This is a genomic window from Pseudomonas sp. TYF_14, from assembly GCF_043105275.1.
Taxonomy (GTDB): Bacteria; Pseudomonadota; Gammaproteobacteria; order Pseudomonadales; family Pseudomonadaceae; genus Aquipseudomonas; species Aquipseudomonas alloputida.
This window is the reverse complement of sequence record NZ_JBICLK010000081.1, coordinates 224,545-242,500: the sequence shown is the minus strand read 5'-3', so window position 1 is coordinate 242,500 and position 17,956 is coordinate 224,545. Positions and strand designations below refer to the sequence as shown.

Here is a 17,956-nt window from a genome sequence, read left to right as displayed (position 1 = left end):
AGCAAAATTAATGCAGTGGTGGCAAATCCTTGCCTCGCGCCCTGGCCACGGCCCTGAGCTGATAGTCGGATACAGCTTGGAAAAGGGACTCAGCCAGCAGACGCAGCCGCTCGACCTCCTCGGCTGGCGCGCCATTGTCCTGGGCCTGGTGATACTCCCGCATTGCGTCGATGGCCTGCTGAATCAGCGGCTCGCCGGCCTCAACCATGCCGATGAAGGTGCGCTTGTCCATTCCGGTGACCTGCTCATTTGGTCAGGCCATTATAGATGGACTCGCACGCCAGGCCGGCTCCCACACTTAGCTTAAGCGCTAGCCACCGCCTTCCGTCGGGCAGCTCAGCCGTTCAGGATCTTGTTCTTCTCGACGTCGTATTCATTTGCTGTGATCAGCCCCTTCTCTTTGAGATTTCCAAGTCTCTCAAGCTTCTGATACTTGTCCTCTCTCGCAGATGGGTTCGCCGGCGTGATGTGCGTTGTAGTGGCAGTTGCCGACCAGATGAGTGCGGCCAGCCAGCCGATCACAGTCCAGCCTAAGAAAAAATTCAGAAGGAAGACAGCACCAGCGCTGGGGTGCTTTCGGCTCTTGGCATTGATCGCCGGCAGAAGGTACAAAATGGCACAAACGGCGAGCGAGATGTAGGACGCGATTGTATCTGTAGTGGGCATGCACAACTCCTTGTATGTCTAGGAAATCTACCACTACCGCGAGAATGATCACAACGAAGTGGTCCGGCTCTCTCCAGCCTCGAGCTGAACGAATCAGAGAGTCGTAGTCGCTCTCGCATTGCTGACCGGTGATCTTGACACTGTCTAAGCTTCAGCCAGCTTGCCTTGGGCGATAGCGCCAAGATCCGGGAAAACAGCCGGTCAGCGACTCGCCTTCATGCCGTCGATCACTGCCTCGCACGCCAGGCCCGCTATTCGGCTTCGCTCAAGCGCTGCTGCGAGGTCACCCGCCATTCGGTCAGCTTCTTCAAGCAGTCCCCCGAGCACCACGACGGCAGAGGTTCCTGCCTGGCGCTGCTGGGTAGCGATGGCACCGCAGGTGGCTGCTCGGCCGGCGCGAAGTCGATCGATTTCGCCCCGCAGCCCACCAGCAGCAGACTCAGCAGCAGCGGCGCGGCCCTGGGCCAGTTCCAGTTGTTGTCGTGCACTCTCGCCCTCCTTGTCCGCCACAGCTTGGCGGCGTTGTTCTTCGGTTCTGGCCTGGGCAGCGGCGCGCCGGTCGCGCTCAGCTCCCTGCAGGCGGTAATCTGACAGTTCTTTTCGGGCCTGGGCCGTAGCGCCCTGGGCGACCACCACCCGGTACTGCTGGCCGCCAGCCACGACAACCAGCGCGATCAGCCACCAGCACCAGCCCGGTACCCCGCCGAGCCAGGTCACGCCAGGGCCCGCCGCACGCCTTCATCGATGATCGCCGGCGGGTACGGGTTGCCGCCGTTCTCGTGGATGATGATGCCCACCACCATACCGCGCAGAGTCGCTGCGGCCTTGATATTGATCGGGTCGGTGGTGCGCACGCCCAAGCGCTTGGCCACGGCGCTGGCGTAGGCCTGAGTATCGTTCTCGTTGCTCGGCGCCCAGCGGTTGATGGTTTCGAGCACGGTGTCGATGCCCTTCCCGCCCACGCCGGGCATACCGTCCTTGCCCCGGTAGTTGATCAGCAACTTGCCCAAGGCACGGATGCCGTTCTCTGGCGTGTCGAAGATGGCGAACCGGCCGCCGGGCTCCTTGCCGATCTGGCCTTGCCAGTCGTTACGGGGGTTGTAGTCGATGTTGCCGGGGTTCCTGTTACGGATGCCGCGAGGTGTGGACATGCTTTTCTCCAGGCGAAAAAAAGCCCGCGCATGGCGGGCCGTGTGGGTTGAGACTGATCGGTGGAAAACCGCGCGAACCTGCGCTAATAAGTTATCCGGCAATCAAGCCAAATAGGTTAGGTAAGCAATGGATCATCAATCTGCAGCGCGCGTGATAGACGGCATGGTGGATAGTCTGAGGAACGAACCCTGTCAGTTCAGCATCGAGCTCAAAGTCGTAGGTCATCAGGTTTCGGTCACGAACGGGGGGATCGGGCAAATAATTTCCGCTACCGGCGGTGGTTATAAAACCAAAACCATTGCGAACAGGGTTTCCGTCGATGGCTCCTCGGTTCAACTCGCCAGGGGAGCAGGCGACCAGGCCATGGAAGAACAGGTCGCCGCGCTCATCAAAGCGCTGGAGCAGATTTCTGATCAATTCAAGTCAGGCAACCCAGACAAGGGATTGATCCGAAACATCCTCGGAGCTCTTGGAGAGTCCTGGGTGCCACCGATGATCAGTGCAGTGGTTGCGTCTCTAGTGGCTCTATTTTAAGCATGTGCGGCATGGGCCCGGGCGTTTCAGCCCGGACCATCATCACGGGATGATCATCGCCATCAAGTGACCGGTGTTTTCCAACTGAATCGGACCACCGTGGTTCACCAGGTTGGCGTTGCTCATGTTGCGCACGCTGATACCGCTATTGCCTTCCACCCCAGGCCCCTCAATTAGGCTGGTAGGCACGTAGGCGCTTCCGGTATCCAGAGCCACTTGGATGCTGTCGTCGTAGGCCTTCTTCCAGTTTGTGTCGCCCGGGCTTGCCTGTCCGTACACGTTCAGCCTGGGCGAAGTCAGCACAATCACCTCCCCTCCTTGAGCCTTGAAGGCCTCGATGATGGTTTTGTGTGAGCTGTACCAGTAGCTAGCCCCGAGGCCGTTGGCGAACGCCAGGACCATCAAATCACCATTGTCTGCAATCATGGCGTTCAGACGGTCAGGGTAGGCACCGTTCATCACGCCGTTGGTGATACTGTTCGAAGAATTGGTGCCGCCCACCCCCCAGTTTCGATACTCCACATCTGCGCCCCACCGCTCCCGCATGGCCTCGATCAACTTCCACATGAAACCGAACTTCACATGATCCGATCGCGTCGACCAGGCAAAGTCGGGGTCCGTGTTGTCGTAGGTCGGATACTTGGCCCGGGTATCAGCCGGAATCCTGTCGAAGAATGTGGCCAGATCTCGGTTTTCGTTTGGCACGAGCGGTGAAAGGTTGCCGAGCCCCATATCTACCGAGCTTGAGCCATATCCGATCAGGCGGATTTTCTGCCCGGTACGCAGCTTGGCGAGAGTCTTCGGAAGAACAGACCTGCAGTACGCTAACCAGTCTTCATACGCCTGGGAAGCCAGCTGGTCACGAAGCCCACGGAAGCGCCATGTCTGCATGATATCGATGCCAGCTGGGTACACATAGATCTCGTTGAGGGCTATGTTTCCTTCCGGCAAAAGGGGCTTGTATTCCTCAGGGTCAATGGCCCGACCAGCGCCCTTGGTCAGGACGATGGCGCTATTGGAAGGGTTCAGCGAAACAAGGTCATATCGGTGAAGGTGTCCGGTATAGCTGATTGTGCACGGAACGTTGGCTATATCGAGCAGACCGTATATGTAGCAGGTGTTTGGCTTCACTGCATAATCAACGCCTTCAGTGAGTACCACCCCATCAGAATCTCGCTTGACGACGCGCGCGGACGAATACTGATGTGGCAGGCGCGAACCGGGCGCCAGGCCTCCGCTGGGCGCTGCGATCAATGTGAACGGGAAATCCGTCACCGCCTCAGTCGCAGGAGCGTCCACCGCAAGGTTTTGTTGCAGGGTATTGATCGGCGACCCCATGCGGCTCACGTTATACGCTTGGATTGTCGCGGTGAATCCGAGAATGGAGACCGTGTCCTCGGTAGTTCCTGTCACCTTGAGCGCGCCGGAATAGTTCTTGTTCGAGTCGGACTGTCTACCCTCCAGCTCGCTCAGCCTCTTGTCCAGCATGACGTCCTGCGCGCTTACGCCCGGGGTGTTGACCTCTTTGACGAACCAGCGCAGGCCCTTGATGCGGAAGCTGTTGGCATTGGCAGAAACTGAGCTCCCGGTGTAGCTCACAACCGGGCCGAACGTAACAGCGTTCGCTGCGACGACATACTCAACCACCCGCACATAGTGAGTGCCGGTGAAGCTCTCGCTGATGAGGGTGCCAGCATTACCGACGCCTTCGACGTAGACGCCTCGGTCTGTGCGCAGCTGTTTCTCAGCCTGGAAAGTCGCGCTAACCTCCGCCTCGAGCGTCATCCTTATCGTTTTTCCGACGATTTCCGCCAACGTGGCTGAGTCGAAAGGAATCATGATCCGGTTGTAGACCCCGGCTCCCGATTTGCCGGCGGGTATATCGAAGCCGACGATAATACCGTTCTCGTAGGCCAACACTGCGCCGTTAACGTCGGCACCACCAGTCACGATCGTTTTCTTCATGACATCGCCAGATGTGATTCTCAGAGGGTCAACAGCAACCTTAGAAGAATCAGAGAACCTGGCGTCAAATGCAACGTCTGCCGCACGCTTCAGGCCGGCACCGCTTAAGACGGACCACGTCAGGGATTTGAACTGAAGCTGAACAGCGGATGCTTGAATGGGGGAAGAGCCGTGCACAGCAAGGCTTACAGCCCATTGGGTGTCGGTCGCGTCAACGATGTAATCCACAACCTTGGTGAGGGTCGTACCCTCCTGGCGGATATCAACCAGCGTCGCAGTAACCTCGGATGTACCTGTGGCAGAGCCGCGGGCAGCACGCATACCTGCGCTCAGCACGAAGTCAACGAGGTTGATCGCCTGATCAGTGACCGTGTAGACCGATGTGAGACGGATGGTCGATCCTGCCAGGGCTTTTACCTGATCAGCGTCCGGTCGCAGCACATTGTAGAACTGGGAGTTGCCGCCAGCAGATCCAGAGGGGATTTGGATGCCGGCGATATTCGGGGCGATCGCGCCCGCAGGCAGAGAGGTTGCACCGTTTGACAATACGGCAAAGCCGGTGGTGATTGTGGCCGGCTCCCATTTCCAAGACAGGCCAGCCGAGGCGTTCACCTCATCGAACGCCTTGGAGCGCTCGAGGTTGGCGTTGTTGTAGGGTGTCAGCCTAGCAGCGACGGACACGATGCCGTACGCAACACGATCGATAACGACGCGACTATCAGATAGAGCCGCCGGGCCGGACGCCAAGCTAAGCAACACGCCGATTTGTGAATCCTGGGCAGTTACGGTGTATTCCACAACTCGACGATAGAGCCCGTTATCGTAACTCTCAGCGACAACTCGACCGACGTTGGTGGCCACGCCCGAACGGGTAACCTGAAATGCCCTGTCGGTTCTGAATTTGATGCCGGCCCCGAAATCACCCGTATAGCGACCGGTCACTACGACCTGAATAGTGGTTCCTACCAGGCTCACCGGGTTCACGCTTGCGGTAGGAAGCATGGCCAGAATGTAGCTCACGACCCCAACACTGCCGGCTTGAACATTGATGCCCACTGGACGGTTCGAGCGGCGCACCAGCGTTCCGCCATTGGTCGCCTCGCCAGACCATGAAGCCACGTTCGCAAGATCGGAGACAGGACTCGCGGAAGTGGCCGCAAGCTCTGCGGCTGTCAGCTGGATCGTCTGAACTGGCTGGTTCTGGAAGTAAACCCAAACCTTGGTATTGTTGTTCCAGTAGTACCAGCCATTTTTGGATTGGTCAGGGTCCGCATCAACCACGCCGACCACGCCATCGCGAGTCTGGGGCATCGCAACGAGTTGCGCATAGGTGCTGGCATGCTTGTTGTTGAGGTCGTCGCCAAGGTTGGCGGCGGTCTCCTCCATCTGGGAGATGGCAGCAGCCGCTGTCGAATTGACCGCCTCCTGTGCAGCTTCGACAGTTGGATCAATCTGGGCTTTCGCATCGATAACCAGGTTGTGGTAGGCCTGCCACGTGTATCGCTGACGTCCAAATCTATCTATAAACGTTTCTTCCAGACTGACCATACCCTCATCAAATCCGATGGCGTTGTCGTTTAGATCGCGCGGGTCATTGCTGGGAGCCGGGTTATTGGTGTTGTAGCGCATGGGATCTCCGGGCAAAAAAAGGCCCGCACTGGGCGGGCTTGCTCGACAGGGTCCGGTCAGACCGGCGGGAGTTGATCGTCATAGGTATAAACGCGGGCGTCGTAGGGCATGCCCTTCATCGCGACGTTGCCGTCTTTCCCTGGATCTGAGCTGGTGATCAACGTCGGGTAAGCCCAGCGAGCGGTGGGTCCGAACAGGATATGTGGCGGCTCAAGCGGGCCATCCACCACTGGCGTGAAATCTAGGGCGTCCACCCGCAACGTGTACTGGTCCACCTGTGTGGCGGTCCAGGGACCAGATAGCGTGCCGTCTAGCTTGCGCACGCCGACGCGGTGCTCACCTCCGGCGCTAAAGTCCATTGGCTCCGAACTGTGCAGAAGAGTGCCCGACCCGGTTACAGTGAAGTCCAGCAGGATCGCACTCTGGCAACGCTTAGGTGCATCGTCTGCAACGGCTGCGAAGCTCAGGTAGCCGCTGTTGCTGCCGTCCATCTCGGTTTCCCAGGTGTAGATGTCGGTCCGGAACTTCTGGTGGCCACGCCGGCGCATGCCGATACGCCATGCCCTGGTCTTGTCGCTGACACCTGGCATCTTGATCTTCTCGACCTTGGAGCCAAGGTCACCTGGCCACCGGCACTCGACCGTTTCCCACGCCCAGGTGGTGCGCGAGAAAAACTCCACATCCACGCCGTCGAAGTCGTTGATCGACGGCATCGCTCCGCTGATCTTGAGCATCTTGGTCATGTTCTGTGGCGAATAGGTCTGTGTCTTCGGGCCGTAGGTCAAATCGAACGCGGCGCGGGCACTGTCACGAACCGGACGCAGCAGGCCCCGGAAAGTCACAAGCTCCGCGAAGCCGCAGGCCAGAGCATTGTTCACCATATCCTTGACGGTGATCGTCGAATCCAGCGTCTCGTCGTAGGTGTCCCCCCTCGCCACACACAGATCGTGGAAGGCGTGCCATTCAGGCAGATCAAGGTCTTCATTGGTGTAACCGCGCTCTTTGAGCTGGTGGATGCACCAAGGGGCGATATCCCGGGTAGGGCCCTTGCTCGCATCCATAAGCGGCAAGATGCGGGTTGCCTCAACATTCACCTGACTCTCGGACTGCGCAGATAGCCTGTCACCGCCCCTGATGTTGCAGGTCATCACAGTCAAACCGGGATAGCTGATGGGGGAGTTCAGCATGCGCCCACGCAGATCTGTCCAGGTTGCATCGTCGCGGGCTTCGTCGTTTATCCGCCCTGGGCGATCCTTGTAAAGTTTTCGCACGCGAGCCTCTGGCCGCATGGCGTAGGGCAGGAAAATCCGCTCTGTGAATCCTTGGGCGTCTAGCGAGCCGCCAAATTTCTCAAGCTCAATAACCGTCCAGGCCCCTGCCACATCCATGTCGCGGTACTCGAACACGTAGTAGGTCGGAATCTCGTATATCTGCCCTTCCCGGCCGATACCAGCCAAGCCGTTGGCGTAGGTGACCGTCCACTCCAGCTCGGTGACCTTCTCGCTTTCAGGGCAGCAGGCGAACGGGCCGCGGTATCCGCCCTGCAGGTTAGAAGCGTCCAGCGTGACCAGGCCGTTGACCGTCTGCATGTTGTTGAAGCCAGGCCAGCCTGCATCGGTCGAGCCCGACGAGGTAAGCCGGTCCACCTCGATGAGGCTGGTGCTGAAGGCTGTGATCCGATACCGGAGCCCGCGCGGGCCGATGGTAGCCAGGCCCTGACCCAACGCAAGCCCAACCACAGGCGCGCCGCCGTCGTAGTCCAACGTCATTTCAGCTGGCTGCTCAGGGATTGCGCTGGTCGTGGCCGCCCCTGTCGATCCCGCGGGAGAAGATCCCAGGATGGTGGATGCACCGGTCGCAGTGATGGCTTGGCCAGCAAACGGGGTCAGCTCGACGAAGCGCAGGCGCCCGCTGCTTTGCTGTGCCTGGAATGGCTTGCCGCTGAGCTGGGTGTTCAGTTCAGAAACCAAGCCGGTGAGGTCGGTGGTCGCCGTATTGAGCGTAATCGAGTACGAAGAACCGCCACGAACCAGGCTGAAAGTCAGTGGCGTTGCGTTGAAGTCATACCGAGTTGGCGCGGCCGATCCGGTCAGCGTGGACGCGGTACCAGGGTTTGCCGGAACGCCTGGGCTGTATGGCGTGTAGCTGTTCACCACGTACAGGCCAGCGTTTGCCCCAGCAACCTCGATTGACATGCCGACCGTGGGGTTCAGCATTTCCAGCGGGCCACGGATGATGTCGCGCCCGGCGCCGCCGTCGATCACCGTGTAGGTGTATGGCGAAAGCACGCGGATGATGATCCCGTTCGACCAGTCGGCCGGGAACTGGCCTGAGCCGGCCGGCACGCTGATGGTGTCGCCAACGAACTGGTAGGCGGAGGCCGTGGCCGAACGGGTTAGCTCGGTAGCCATCGTCAGCTCCAGGCCGGCCGAACCGCTCGAGCTTGCCCCCACCTCTGGCACATTGAACCAGTTGATGTGGGCCGGATCTGCCGAAAGGTCAGCGCCTGGCGGGTAGATCGTGAACGAAGCGTCGGCGCCCAAGGAAATCAACGGGGTTTCGCCCACCTTCACCTTGGTCAATGGAACTTCGTATTCGCCCTCACCGATGTACAGCAGCATTTCAACGCGCTGGTCACGCGGCGCTACGTGATATCGGCGCGGCTGGGTCAGATACGATGGGTAGACCCGCTGATGGCCGGCGATCTGGCGCACCGGCTCGCCAAGCTTGACCTTGTTGCCCTTGGCGCTGGCCTCTGTCAGCGGGTCGCCCTGCTGCGTGCCGGCGCTGGATGGCATGCCGGGCATCTTGGGCATGATCGACTTCAGCACCGCCTTGGCGCCTTTGAACAGGGCGAAGGTGATGGAGAACGGGTCAGTACCTTTGGGCTCGCGGTAGATCTGCAGCAGGTCAGCGGGCTTGAACTTCACCTTGTGCCACAAGTGCTGCGCGATCACCTCGTCGTTCAGCACAATGCTGATTGGCGGGCTTTCCCGGCGCTCGTAGGATGGGGCCAGGGACTTCAGCCACTCCTCGATCGACATGCGGCGGTCGGTCTTCCAGGTGCCGAGCGGAGCCGTGTTGCTCAGCTTATTCGGGTAAAATTCGATCATCGGTAATACACCACCCTTGGGTGAGCGGCTTCGAACTCGCCTGTCGTCCGGAGGCATGCGCCGCCGGGGTTTGTGTCCAGCACCTTCAGGCGCCCTTCGCTTTCCACCACCACGCCCACATGCAGGCACAGCGCTCCGCGGAACACGGCAGCAATGGCGCCGGGCTCCGGCGAGCATTCCTCCATACCCTGGCGCAGGTCGTGATAGGCCTCGGTGTTGGCCCTGAGCTTGTTCTTGCCCACGGCACCCAGGCTGGGCAAAAGCGGCAGTCCGAACACCTCGTGACGCACGGCGATGCACAGCCCCCAGCAATCGAAGGCAATAGGCCCCCGTGCACCCTCGCGGTACGGGGCGCGCATGAATTTCTCGATCATGGTTAGAGGTACTTCAGGCCAGGGGCTTTTGTCGCGGTGAGGAACTCACGCATGCCGTTGGTATTGAGTAGATCCATAAAGCCGCAAGTCAGCTTGGCGATGCCGTCTTCATACTCCCGGCTGAGCAGGGTCATCCGATATCGCTCTTGCGGAAACGAAAGATCTTCGGCGAGATAGCGCCGGATGGTGATGATGAAGCGCTCGTCGTCCTCCTTTGCCCCCTCAACTACTTCCTGCACCTCTCCAGTGACGTTATCCATCCCGAGCACAATGCTCTGGAACGCACTGTTGTCGCTCTTCGGTAGGCCTAGGTCCATCGCCATAGCGATGAAGGTCAACGTGCGACCGTCCTCAGTGGTGCATACTCGATCTTCCCAGCCAGCGCAGTAGCAGTGCGAGACAGTGCCGCCCTCCTTCCGCGCCTCGATGGTGTCGACTAGCTCGCCTCTGCCCGAGGCATAACACTCCTCGATCAGGCTCATGCTTCTGGCCACTCCCTGTTGATTGCCAAGTCGATGATTTCCATACCAAACCAGAGTTCAGGGAAATGCTCCCATCCAGCTGGAATCAATGGCTTTCTGCGTAGCATTAGTCGGAACGTGTACCGCCAGAATGACAATTGAACTAGCTTCGGACCTTCGTAGATTCGAGCAAATTGGACCTCGTACATCTGCACCACATCGTCGATCTTCAGGGGACAGTTGAACCACTCGGTGCCCTCTTTCAAGATCCGGCTGTACCATGCCTCAAAAAAAGCCTTCTGCTTCCCGTTGAAAATCAATGTGGCGTCGACATACAGCGGCACATAGCTATGTCTGATGCGAGTCCTGACCCGCCCAGTAACCATCGGCGTGCGTGAAACAGGATCCTGGGTATCAAGCGCATAACCGTCTTGCAGCGGTGTCGGCAGTTGCTTGGGGTAATCAATGACGGCCATTCCTCAACCCCTGTATCCGTTGTGGCTGGTATTAAGTAAATGGGCTGAGGCCGAGCGCTTCCTCAATTCTGGAAAACCGGCGCTGAATGGCTTGCTCTTTCTCATCGGCTGGCTCCGGAATAGGCTGATCTGCAACCTCCTCAAGACCTTGTTCGGGCTGGGTCTCTACTTCGCTCATAAAAACCTCTGCTTAACTCGCACTTCGCTTCAGGCCGTAGGCAGCTTCGAGTGCTTGCGCGCGCTCGCCGCCACCCCAAATATCGGAAACAAAAACATCTGCCTCCTCTTGCCCATTAGGGTTAGTTCTTCGCTCCACCGTGCCGGCTTTGCTCCGGTCACCGATGATGTTTACGACAGTCCCGCCGCCGCTCTGCTTGGATCGAACGTCTTCCAAGGTGCGATCCAACTTTGCGCTGGTCTCAGCAGTGGTCACCCGCTCGCCCTTCTGAAGGAACCAGGTGCCATCCTCTGGGATGGAATCGATACCGTCGTGCGCCATGCCGGCCAGCGCAGCGCTGGCCACGCCCGCAACCATAGGCGCTGTAGCCGCTGCGGCCGCGAATGCCGCGCCAGGCGCAAGCGCTGGGCCGACAATTGGGATGGCCGCAGTGCTTGCGAACGCAGCCAGCTGAGCCTGGAAAGACGTGGCCTGAGCGTTCGCGATCAAGGTGGGTACGGCGCTGGCCTGCGTTGCTTTGCCCACCACCAGCTGAACCGCTTGATAAACCAGCCACTCGGCGGCCATTTGCGCCAAGGCATTGATAATGCTCTTGGCCATGGTCGAAGCGACATTGACGAAAGCGTCACCCAGGCTCTGCGACTCCAAGATCATCGAGGCTATGCCGTCGCCAACCGAACTGGTCATGCTGTCCAGAGTGCTGGCCGTGAAATCAGCAGCTTGCTGCTGGTAATCTACCGCGGCATCGCGGTAGTTCTCCCAAGCAGATGAGACACCGTCCAGCCAGTTGTTCTGCGCCTCGTCTTGCCGAGCGTAATAGTCTTGCTGGATCTCCATGCGCTCTTCAAGCGCTTGGCGCAGCAGTTCGGTTTCCTGCTTGTATAGCTCCTCGCTGATATCGCCGCCGTTGTACTGCTTCTGCAGGTCCGCCAGCTGGCTCTGGTAATCCTGCTGGATAGCCAGGTCAGCCTTCAGCCGCTCCTTCAGCTTGTCACCGCTCCCAGCGCCCGCTAACTCGAGGTCGAACCCTTCACGGGCAGTCCTGTTCGCTTGAGACAGCGTATCGGCGAAGGCCTGGGCCTTCGCTGCGTCCTCGTTCGCCTTCTTTAGCTGCTGCAATCGGTCAAGCTCAGCCGCTAAACCGTTCAGGCGCTCCTGCTGCTTGGCGTTGATCCCGACCAGCTTCCCAGATTCGATTTCGAACTGCAGCTTTGCCACCTCAGTAGCGTTTTTCCGGGCGTCAGTGCTGGTATTGATCAGCGTAATCTGCCGCTTCAGGTTCTCCTCAGCGGTCTCGAAGGACTGATTCAGCTTCTTGGCTGCTGCTTCAGCCGCCTTCTGAGCTGCCTTCTGCTCGTCCGTTTGGCCGACGAAGCCGGCGCCTTGCCCACCAGGTGGAACGATCTTGGGAAGCTCGGAGGCAGCCTTTCGGGCTTCCTTCACATAGGCGCGGATCGTGTCGCCAGACCAAGGCTTGTTGAACGCCTCAGCAACCTCCTCCATGACGGTGCTGGCTGTTCGAGCATGGTCAATGGCATCCGCTGTCAGTTTGTCAGCGTTGGCCTTGAAGTCCTTCGACATGTCGCCGAAGGTCACAGCACCGAGCAAAGTGTTGGCCGTTGCGCCGATGCTCTGCAGATAGGCCATGGTGGTGGAGAACCCACTCACAATACCGGCGGCCACCACCTTGAAGGTCCGGCCGATGCCGTCAGCCAAGCTGGCAGTAACGGCGGTCACCTCAATGAAATCGTTGGCGAATTCGCCAACAACTTTCCGAAGCCCGCCGGCCTCCTTCGTGGTGCCGGCAAGGTCTTTTGCGAGTTGGGCCAGTACCGGCATGAACTCGGCCGCCAGGGCTGTCTTCGCAGAATTGGCGTACTGGCCGATAACCGTAAGCTCTGTGCTGAATTGCTGAGCAGCGCCGATGGTCTGCTCGTCCAGGATCATGCCGGCCTGCTGCGCGGCATCCCCGTACTCCTTGAACTTCTTGCCCCCATCAGCCAGGAGCGGCACCAGAGCCGTGGCTTCGTCGGCGATCGCCTCCATGAAGAAGGTCATTTGAGCCTGGCTCACGTTCGCCTTCTGCAGGCTGGTCACATACAGCTGCAGCGCGTCGGCGCTGTTCAGGTTGCGGAACTGCTCAGCGGTCACGCCGACCTTTGGCGCGACGGTCTCGAAGAAGTTCTTGAGCTCGCCGCCACCAGTAGCCAGAAAGTCGCCGATCTTGTCGTTGGTGTCCTTGAAGATGTCAGACAGCTTGTCCTGCTCTACTCCGACTGAAGCAGCGCCGGCAGCGTAACGCTGGAACTCGGTGGTGGTGAGGCCTGCCAGGTTCGAAAGGTTGGTGATTTCCTTCGCCGCCATGGCCGAACTGGTGACCAGGCCAGCGACAATGGCCGGCACCGCGGCGAAGGCGGTACCGATGCCTTTGCCGAGGTTCTCAGCCGACTTCTTGATCTCAGCCATGCGCTTTTGCGATTCACGGCTGGCCTGGTCAAGCGGCCCTGTGAAACCGCCAATCTTGGCGATCAAGTCCAGGGTCAGCGTACCCAGCGATTTACTTGCCATGCCTTTCTCCTGCTGATCGCTGGCTCAGAGTTCGACTACGCCCATGTCTTCATGGCCTCCTCAAGCGTCAGCGCAGGCGCGGACTCGTGAGGCATAAAGTCGTAAACGGTGTAGCCGCCGTCCTTTGTGTGGGTGTTCGCGTAAAGCGTGGCCAACAGAGCCGTGCCACGCTCGAAGCGCATTCCCAAGTGCAGGGATCCGCGGCGGCTGCGGTACTTCATCCAGGAGCGAAACTCGTGGATGCTGATCCGCTCTTTCGCCTCGGCGATCGTCCTGCCCCCGACGCCGCATAGGACTAACTCGTGCCAGAACTCGTCGAGGTCGCTGAGCTCGGTGTCTTTCCCATGTTGGTCACCTCATTGATCGCCACCATCAGGGCGACAGTGAGATTGCCGTCCAAGGCCCCCAGGCGCTTGGTGCTATCTGGATCCTTGGCGAGCTCCACCGGATCAAGCGGCCCATGGGTGATGTCCAGCACAGTGAAGACAGTGTTGCCTTCCTCATCGCAGATGGCCGCGGCGATGCGGCCGGCAATGTTGTCTTGCTTGCCGCCAGCCGCCAGAACATCGCTCACCGCTGCCTGGTAGCCCAACGGACGCACATACACAGTCGCGGTAAAGGTCTCGTCGCCTTGCCGCCAAGTGATTTCCTTTGCCACGGGCCGGCCAGTGAACGAGCCGGTTTTCTTCAACGAATCGAGCGTCAGCTTCATCACTTGCCTCAGGCGCTGGTGGTTTTACGGATCCAGGCAGAACCGCCCGAACGTTGGATGGTCGCCGCGGTGGTAACCGCCGCGTTGGCCGCGAAGTCGAACGGGAAGTCGGAGACGTAGCCGTCGAACAGGAACCAGGTGCGGGTCGGGGGCAGGACGAAATCATCCGCATCGCCCAGGACTGCGGAGGCCGCCGCGCCAGATCCAGCGCCACCGGTCAGGGTGATGCTCGGCGCGCTGGTGTAGCCGGAGCCGGCATTGGTGATGTTGAAGCCGACCACCTTGCCATCCTCGATGATTGCGGTTGCTGCGGCGCCAGTGCCTCCACCCCCCGAGAACGCGACGGTCGGGGCAGTGGTATAGCCGGTACCGCCATTGGTCAACTCGATCGCAGCCAGTGCGCCGGCAACGCCAACAGTCGGAGCAATGTCGGTGCCGTCCGACCAGCCCACAACCCATCGGATGCTTTCGATCGAGTCATCTTCCGAGATTTGGTGGAGGCGCACGTGAGAGGCGTTACGCGGGTCGACGTTCAGGGTCAGCGAAGCCTGGCCAGGGGTGCGCAGACCGCGCAGGTACTTGCGAACGCGGTCGCTGAGGCAGGTAACCTCGACTTGGTCAGCAGGGTTACCGCCCGGGTTGAAGGCGGTCGCGCACTCCACTTCCATGACTTCAAACTGGGATGGGGTACCTACCTTGGGCACCAGGGCATAGATCTGGGTGCCTTGAGCGAGAATCGCCATGGGTTTCTCCAATTGCGGGCAAAAGAAAACCCGCACTGGGCGGGCTATTGGGGTATTGATCAGCTACCGGTGGACGATCCAGTCCACATCGAAGCTAGCTCGGTAATTCTTTGTGGTTGGGTCGCGACCCTCGCCGCCCCACCGGGTGACGTAGGCACGCAACTCGATGGCGTCTCGTATGGCATCGCGCACCTGTCGCACTGAAGTGCCGGTGGTGCCGTAAATGTCGATCTGCAGCGTTACACCGTCAGCATCTGGCCGGCCGGCCAGGTAGTTCTCCGGTTCTCCATTGACCAGCTGCCACACTGCGTAGGGCTTGGCCACATCCTGCGGGGCCTCGCCAAATGAGTAGAGCCGCAGATTCGCGCCAGCACCGAGCAGCGCAGTGACGCCTGTGGCCTGGGAGCAGATCTGAAAAATAGGTGGTGTCATGAGTATGCAGCCTTCTTCGCAGCGCGCCGGATGGCGCGGTCGATAGCCTTTTCGTATTCACTGACAAAGGTGGCCGTCACCTCACTGATGCTGTTGGCCAGGGCTGGACGCATGAAAGGAACAGCTGCCATGTTCTCGGTACCGAATTCGATCAGGCGCCAGTGCGGCGTTGGTGAGTTCGGGCTGAGGTCACCGCCATCCTTGAGCACGGCGCCGTGCAGCACACCGATCCGGAAGCCGAGGTCTCCAGTCAGCTTGAACAACTTGCCGTTCCAGCGCAGGGCGATGTTGTCAGAGATCGAGCGGCCGGTTGCCTTGTCGTCGATCCGCTCGGCGCCGTCCTTGGCTTTCTGCATCACCACCTGGGCGGCCTTGCGCAACGCCGCCCGTCCACCCTTTCGACGAACGTCATAGCTGACTGAGGCAAGATTCCCCAGCAGGCTATCCAAGCCGGTGATGCTGAATTCAACGTTGTCAGCCATCTTTCACCCCTTTCGACACGAGGATGGTGAGGTATTCCTGACCTGACTTATCGTCTTCTAGGGGCGGGCCTTCGATGCTGTACACCTCGCCGCGGTAGATGATACGCATAGAGGGCAGCAGGCCTTGGCGATACCGGATCACCATACGCGCCGTGGCTTCGGACTGGGCCGCCTTCGCCGCTACCAGATCGCGAGCTGATAACGGCTCAACCCTGGCCGGGCACCTCGGCCACTTCGACACCCAGTCAGGCTCACCGAACTCACCGCTTTCTTCGTCGCGGACGGCGATGAACTCCTCGATGTCGATCCGGTGACGTAGCTTGCCGGCCTGCATCACACACCCATCCGGATGCGGTAGGGCATCAGCAGATGCTGGGAAGCCAGCGGCAACTCAGTCGCAATGGTGCCGGTGACGACCTCCTCGCGATTGGCGAACAGGTGGCCAAGTTTCAGCAGGCAGGCCGCCTGAATCGCAGGATTGATCACCATGCCGTAGGCGATGGCGTCTGCCTGGTCATAAGCCTCGGCCAGCGCCTCCCGGGCGTGCTCGAGCAAACGGCATCGCAGGGTGTGATCTTGCTCCGCCTCCGCAGCAGCGACCGCCGTTGCATTCGCTTCCTTGGCTTGCTGCATGGACGCTGGTACGCCGGCGCGGGCTTCGTCGAGAGCCACCTGGTCCAGGTAGAAGCGCCGATTGAGAAACTGCATCGCCACCTCCTCCGCCGCATCGAGCTGAGCCTGGACCAGCACCTGGTCGTCAGGTTCGGCCAGGAGGTGGTGCATGGCTATATCGATGGCAATAACAGACATGGCTTACTCCTGCGCCGGCTTGGCCTCAGCAGCCAGTCGATCCAGTTCCTTCTGGGCGTCAGCCTTGTTGCCCACGAAATCGCCTACCTGCTTCTCGTCTTCGCCGATGATGATCCACTTGCCGTGGCCTTCCTGCTTGAGACTGAGAACACGTACTGCTGCAGGCGGTGGACTGTTAGGATTTCCCCCGACCAGAGATTCGCTGGTAAGTACCCCTTGGCCATTCGCCAAAGGCTTCGTCAAATCTACCGCAACTGCACTTTCAGAAGTGTCCGGTTCGGCGTAGCCCTTGAGGATGAGCTCGCGACCGTGCTGCTCGATGGTCTCGAAAGGGGTTCCTTCCACCAGCGTTTGCCCACCCAGGTAAAGAGGCCTGAGGGTTTTCAGTTTCATGTTTACCTCCAGGGCCGCCACGCGGGCGGCCCGTTTAGGGTCAAGGGGTAGTCGGCGCGGTGAAGTTGCCGTAGATGAAGGCCTCGGGACGCTTCACGGCCAGAGCAACACGCTCCTCACCACGGATCGAGATCATGTTGCGCTCGAAGTCGTCGGCGTTCTCGGTGGAGATCACCACGTTCGCATCTTCACGGTCGAACAGCTGCGCACCAGTCTGGAAGGCACCGGTCAGGAACTTGCCCTGGAAAGCGGCGATTTCGGTGGCCACCACCGGCAGGCCCCACAGCACCGGACCAGCAAGGCCCAGCGGGTTCGCCAGGATGTAGCGGCCCAGGGTGTCCTTGGTCAGCTCGATCTTCGCCCAGTCGATGAAGTGCAAGACGTGGCCGGAAGCTGGCAGGCGAGCCAGCTGGGCCTGGAGCATAGCCAGACGAAGGTCATCGATGCCGTTCTGTTGCTCAACTTCGAATGCGGCACTGAACGCCGAGGCCTGTGGGACGATACCCTCGAGGTGTGCGCCAGTGCCGTCGCCGAACAGAATTTCCTGCTCCTCGACGTACTTCAGGCCGAAGCGCATCTCGGTGTCGATCATCGACTGGAGCTGGGCGAAATCGTCGAGGATCTGCTTCGAAGCCTTGAACATGTGGGCGATGGTGCGCACCGGAGTGATCTTTTCAGCGAACGCGATATCGCTGTACGGCTTGGTGGTGTTCTCAGGCACGACCGACGCGCGATTGGTGAACCCGGTCTGCTGCACCCAGTAGATGGTGTTCGATGTGGTTCGGCCCGGGGCAATCAGGTCGCGAATGAACAGGCGCTGCTTTGGCGCGACGTCGATACCTGGCAGCCGGTCAGGAGCAACGATGGTGCCTGGCACGTTGACGCTCAGCAGAGCCGCCTGAACAGGAACGCTGATGCGCTTGCCGCCCTCGACGTTGGCCGCAAACTGCTTGAGTCCCTCGCTCTTGATCACCACGCCGCCAGCACTATCACGAGCCGCCGGTGTACCAGGCGCGGGCAGGCGTGCAAATTCCTGCTCGAGTTCGCCCAGTTGGGCTTTAAGCTGCTTTTCAGCCTCCGTCAGGCTGTTGAACTTGGTCGCCAGTTCGTCGACTGCGTTCTTGGTCTCTTCGGACAGGCTGCCGGCCTTCTTTGCCTCGGCCAGTGCGTTCTCAGCCTGCTTGCTGAAATCGCTGGTGGCCTGTTTCAGCTCGGCGGAAACCTGCTTCAACAGGTCAGCGGTATTTTCTGCCATGGGATCTTCTCCG

20 protein-coding genes and 1 pseudogene are annotated in these 17,956 nt (G+C 59.9%); 1 reads left to right on the top strand and 20 read right to left on the bottom strand.

Annotated features, from left to right (window positions below; translation table 11 throughout):
• Window positions 1-7: 7 nt before the first annotated feature.
• From ACF8O8_RS21670 to ACF8O8_RS21655, 4 genes are all read right to left on the bottom strand, one after another.
• On the bottom strand, window positions 8-232 hold the full coding sequence (locus ACF8O8_RS21670) for a hypothetical protein (RefSeq protein WP_392510441.1): 225 nt from the start codon (window positions 230-232) through the stop codon (window positions 8-10).
• Between the two features lie 104 nt (window positions 233-336).
• Window positions 337-666: a superinfection immunity protein gene (locus tag ACF8O8_RS21665; RefSeq protein WP_197879306.1), complete on the bottom strand. Its 330-nt coding sequence runs from the start codon at window positions 664-666 to the stop codon at window positions 337-339.
• A gap of 201 nt (window positions 667-867) precedes the next feature.
• Window positions 868-1,383, bottom strand: coding sequence for a DUF2514 family protein (locus ACF8O8_RS21660; RefSeq protein WP_392510440.1), 516 nt, complete (start codon window positions 1,381-1,383; stop codon window positions 868-870).
• Window positions 1,380-1,817 (bottom strand): structural protein P5, encoded by a 438-nt coding sequence (locus ACF8O8_RS21655; RefSeq protein WP_392510439.1) that lies wholly within the window; start codon window positions 1,815-1,817, stop codon window positions 1,380-1,382. Before ACF8O8_RS21655 ends, ACF8O8_RS21660 begins: the two co-directional genes overlap by 4 nt.
• Before the next feature lie 127 nt (window positions 1,818-1,944).
• Here ACF8O8_RS21655 and ACF8O8_RS21650 point away from each other — a divergent pair, with 127 nt between their 5' ends.
• Window positions 1,945-2,352, top strand: a complete 408-nt coding sequence (locus ACF8O8_RS21650; RefSeq protein WP_392510438.1) for a hypothetical protein — start codon at window positions 1,945-1,947, stop codon at window positions 2,350-2,352.
• A gap of 42 nt (window positions 2,353-2,394) precedes the next feature.
• Here ACF8O8_RS21650 and ACF8O8_RS21645 read toward each other — a convergent pair whose 3' ends face one another.
• From ACF8O8_RS21645 to ACF8O8_RS21570, 16 genes and pseudogenes are all read right to left on the bottom strand, one after another.
• Window positions 2,395-5,946 (bottom strand): hypothetical protein, encoded by a 3,552-nt coding sequence (locus ACF8O8_RS21645; RefSeq protein ID WP_392510437.1) that lies wholly within the window; start codon window positions 5,944-5,946, stop codon window positions 2,395-2,397.
• 56 nt (window positions 5,947-6,002) lie between these two features.
• Window positions 6,003-9,059, bottom strand: coding sequence for a host specificity factor TipJ family phage tail protein (locus tag ACF8O8_RS21640; protein ID WP_392510436.1), 3,057 nt, complete (start codon window positions 9,057-9,059; stop codon window positions 6,003-6,005).
• Entirely contained in the window at window positions 9,056-9,433 is a 378-nt protein-coding gene (locus tag ACF8O8_RS21635; protein WP_274082987.1) for a hypothetical protein, read from the bottom strand. Before ACF8O8_RS21635 ends, ACF8O8_RS21640 begins: the two co-directional genes overlap by 4 nt.
• Before the next feature lie 2 nt (window positions 9,434-9,435).
• Window positions 9,436-9,915, bottom strand: a complete 480-nt coding sequence (locus tag ACF8O8_RS21630) for a DUF1833 family protein (protein WP_392510435.1) — start codon at window positions 9,913-9,915, stop codon at window positions 9,436-9,438.
• On the bottom strand, window positions 9,912-10,370 hold the full coding sequence (locus ACF8O8_RS21625; protein WP_392510434.1) for a transposase: 459 nt from the start codon (window positions 10,368-10,370) through the stop codon (window positions 9,912-9,914). Before ACF8O8_RS21625 ends, ACF8O8_RS21630 begins: the two co-directional genes overlap by 4 nt.
• A 31-nt stretch (window positions 10,371-10,401) precedes the next feature.
• Window positions 10,402-10,548 carry a hypothetical protein gene (locus tag ACF8O8_RS21620; protein ID WP_392510433.1) on the bottom strand — a complete coding sequence of 49 codons (147 nt, stop codon included), beginning with the start codon at window positions 10,546-10,548 and terminating at the stop codon, window positions 10,402-10,404.
• A gap of 12 nt (window positions 10,549-10,560) precedes the next feature.
• Window positions 10,561-13,116, bottom strand: a complete 2,556-nt coding sequence (locus ACF8O8_RS21615) for a phage tail tape measure protein (RefSeq protein ID WP_392510432.1) — start codon at window positions 13,114-13,116, stop codon at window positions 10,561-10,563.
• Between the two features lie 295 nt (window positions 13,117-13,411).
• Window positions 13,412-13,828, bottom strand: coding sequence for a phage tail assembly chaperone family protein, TAC (locus ACF8O8_RS21610; RefSeq protein WP_392510431.1), 417 nt, complete (start codon window positions 13,826-13,828; stop codon window positions 13,412-13,414).
• An 8-nt stretch (window positions 13,829-13,836) separates the two neighbouring features.
• A complete protein-coding gene (locus ACF8O8_RS21605) occupies window positions 13,837-14,109 on the bottom strand; it encodes a phage tail tube protein (RefSeq protein ID WP_274139337.1) in 273 nt (90 codons plus the stop codon).
• A gap of 120 nt (window positions 14,110-14,229) precedes the next feature.
• Window positions 14,230-14,571: pseudogene (locus ACF8O8_RS21600) on the bottom strand (phage tail tube protein); the annotation flags it as partial.
• 63 nt (window positions 14,572-14,634) lie between these two features.
• Entirely contained in the window at window positions 14,635-15,003 is a 369-nt protein-coding gene (locus ACF8O8_RS21595; protein ID WP_274139305.1) for a DUF3168 domain-containing protein, read from the bottom strand.
• Window positions 15,000-15,485, bottom strand: coding sequence for an HK97-gp10 family putative phage morphogenesis protein (locus ACF8O8_RS21590; protein WP_392510430.1), 486 nt, complete (start codon window positions 15,483-15,485; stop codon window positions 15,000-15,002). The genes ACF8O8_RS21595 and ACF8O8_RS21590 overlap by 4 nt, the downstream gene beginning before the upstream one ends.
• The gene (locus ACF8O8_RS21585; protein WP_392510450.1) at window positions 15,478-15,819 is read right to left on the bottom strand and encodes a phage head closure protein; all 342 of its coding nucleotides are present in this window, start codon (window positions 15,817-15,819) and stop codon (window positions 15,478-15,480) included. The genes ACF8O8_RS21590 and ACF8O8_RS21585 overlap by 8 nt, the downstream gene beginning before the upstream one ends.
• A complete protein-coding gene (locus ACF8O8_RS21580; protein WP_392510429.1) occupies window positions 15,819-16,295 on the bottom strand; it encodes a head-tail connector protein in 477 nt (158 codons plus the stop codon). Before ACF8O8_RS21580 ends, ACF8O8_RS21585 begins: the two co-directional genes overlap by 1 nt.
• 3 nt (window positions 16,296-16,298) lie before the next feature.
• Window positions 16,299-16,688, bottom strand: coding sequence for a hypothetical protein (locus ACF8O8_RS21575; RefSeq protein WP_392510428.1), 390 nt, complete (start codon window positions 16,686-16,688; stop codon window positions 16,299-16,301).
• Between the two features lie 40 nt (window positions 16,689-16,728).
• A complete protein-coding gene (locus ACF8O8_RS21570; protein ID WP_392510427.1) occupies window positions 16,729-17,943 on the bottom strand; it encodes a phage major capsid protein in 1,215 nt (404 codons plus the stop codon).
• Window positions 17,944-17,956: the final 13 nt, after the last annotated feature.

Excerpts from the sequence above, each read along its gene's own strand:
- ACF8O8_RS21665 (WP_197879306.1), bottom strand. The coding sequence starts at position 666 with ATGCCCACTACAGATACAATCGCGTCCTACATCTCGCTCGCCGTTTGT.
- ACF8O8_RS21595 (WP_274139305.1), bottom strand. The coding sequence starts at position 15,003 with ATGACACCACCTATTTTTCAGATCTGCTCCCAGGCCACAGGCGTCACT.
- ACF8O8_RS21650 (WP_392510438.1), top strand. The coding sequence starts at position 1,945 with ATGGATCATCAATCTGCAGCGCGCGTGATAGACGGCATGGTGGATAGT.
- ACF8O8_RS21615 (WP_392510432.1), bottom strand. The coding sequence starts at position 13,116 with ATGGCAAGTAAATCGCTGGGTACGCTGACCCTGGACTTGATCGCCAAG.
- ACF8O8_RS21630 (WP_392510435.1), bottom strand. The coding sequence starts at position 9,915 with ATGAGCCTGATCGAGGAGTGTTATGCCTCGGGCAGAGGCGAGCTAGTC.
- ACF8O8_RS21590 (WP_392510430.1), bottom strand. The coding sequence starts at position 15,485 with ATGGCTGACAACGTTGAATTCAGCATCACCGGCTTGGATAGCCTGCTG.
- ACF8O8_RS21625 (WP_392510434.1), bottom strand. The coding sequence starts at position 10,370 with ATGGCCGTCATTGATTACCCCAAGCAACTGCCGACACCGCTGCAAGAC.
- ACF8O8_RS21635 (WP_274082987.1), bottom strand. The coding sequence starts at position 9,433 with ATGATCGAGAAATTCATGCGCGCCCCGTACCGCGAGGGTGCACGGGGG.
- ACF8O8_RS21610 (WP_392510431.1), bottom strand. The coding sequence starts at position 13,828 with ATGAAGCTGACGCTCGATTCGTTGAAGAAAACCGGCTCGTTCACTGGC.
- ACF8O8_RS21645 (WP_392510437.1), bottom strand. The coding sequence starts at position 5,946 with ATGCGCTACAACACCAATAACCCGGCTCCCAGCAATGACCCGCGCGAT.
- ACF8O8_RS21575 (WP_392510428.1), bottom strand. The coding sequence starts at position 16,688 with ATGAAACTGAAAACCCTCAGGCCTCTTTACCTGGGTGGGCAAACGCTG.
- ACF8O8_RS21670 (WP_392510441.1), bottom strand. The coding sequence starts at position 232 with ATGGACAAGCGCACCTTCATCGGCATGGTTGAGGCCGGCGAGCCGCTG.
- ACF8O8_RS21640 (WP_392510436.1), bottom strand. The coding sequence starts at position 9,059 with ATGATCGAATTTTACCCGAATAAGCTGAGCAACACGGCTCCGCTCGGC.
- ACF8O8_RS21570 (WP_392510427.1), bottom strand. The coding sequence starts at position 17,943 with ATGGCAGAAAATACCGCTGACCTGTTGAAGCAGGTTTCCGCCGAGCTG.
- ACF8O8_RS21585 (WP_392510450.1), bottom strand. The coding sequence starts at position 15,819 with ATGCAGGCCGGCAAGCTACGTCACCGGATCGACATCGAGGAGTTCATC.
- ACF8O8_RS21655 (WP_392510439.1), bottom strand. The coding sequence starts at position 1,817 with ATGTCCACACCTCGCGGCATCCGTAACAGGAACCCCGGCAACATCGAC.
- ACF8O8_RS21580 (WP_392510429.1), bottom strand. The coding sequence starts at position 16,295 with ATGTCTGTTATTGCCATCGATATAGCCATGCACCACCTCCTGGCCGAA.
- ACF8O8_RS21620 (WP_392510433.1), bottom strand. The coding sequence starts at position 10,548 with ATGAGCGAAGTAGAGACCCAGCCCGAACAAGGTCTTGAGGAGGTTGCA.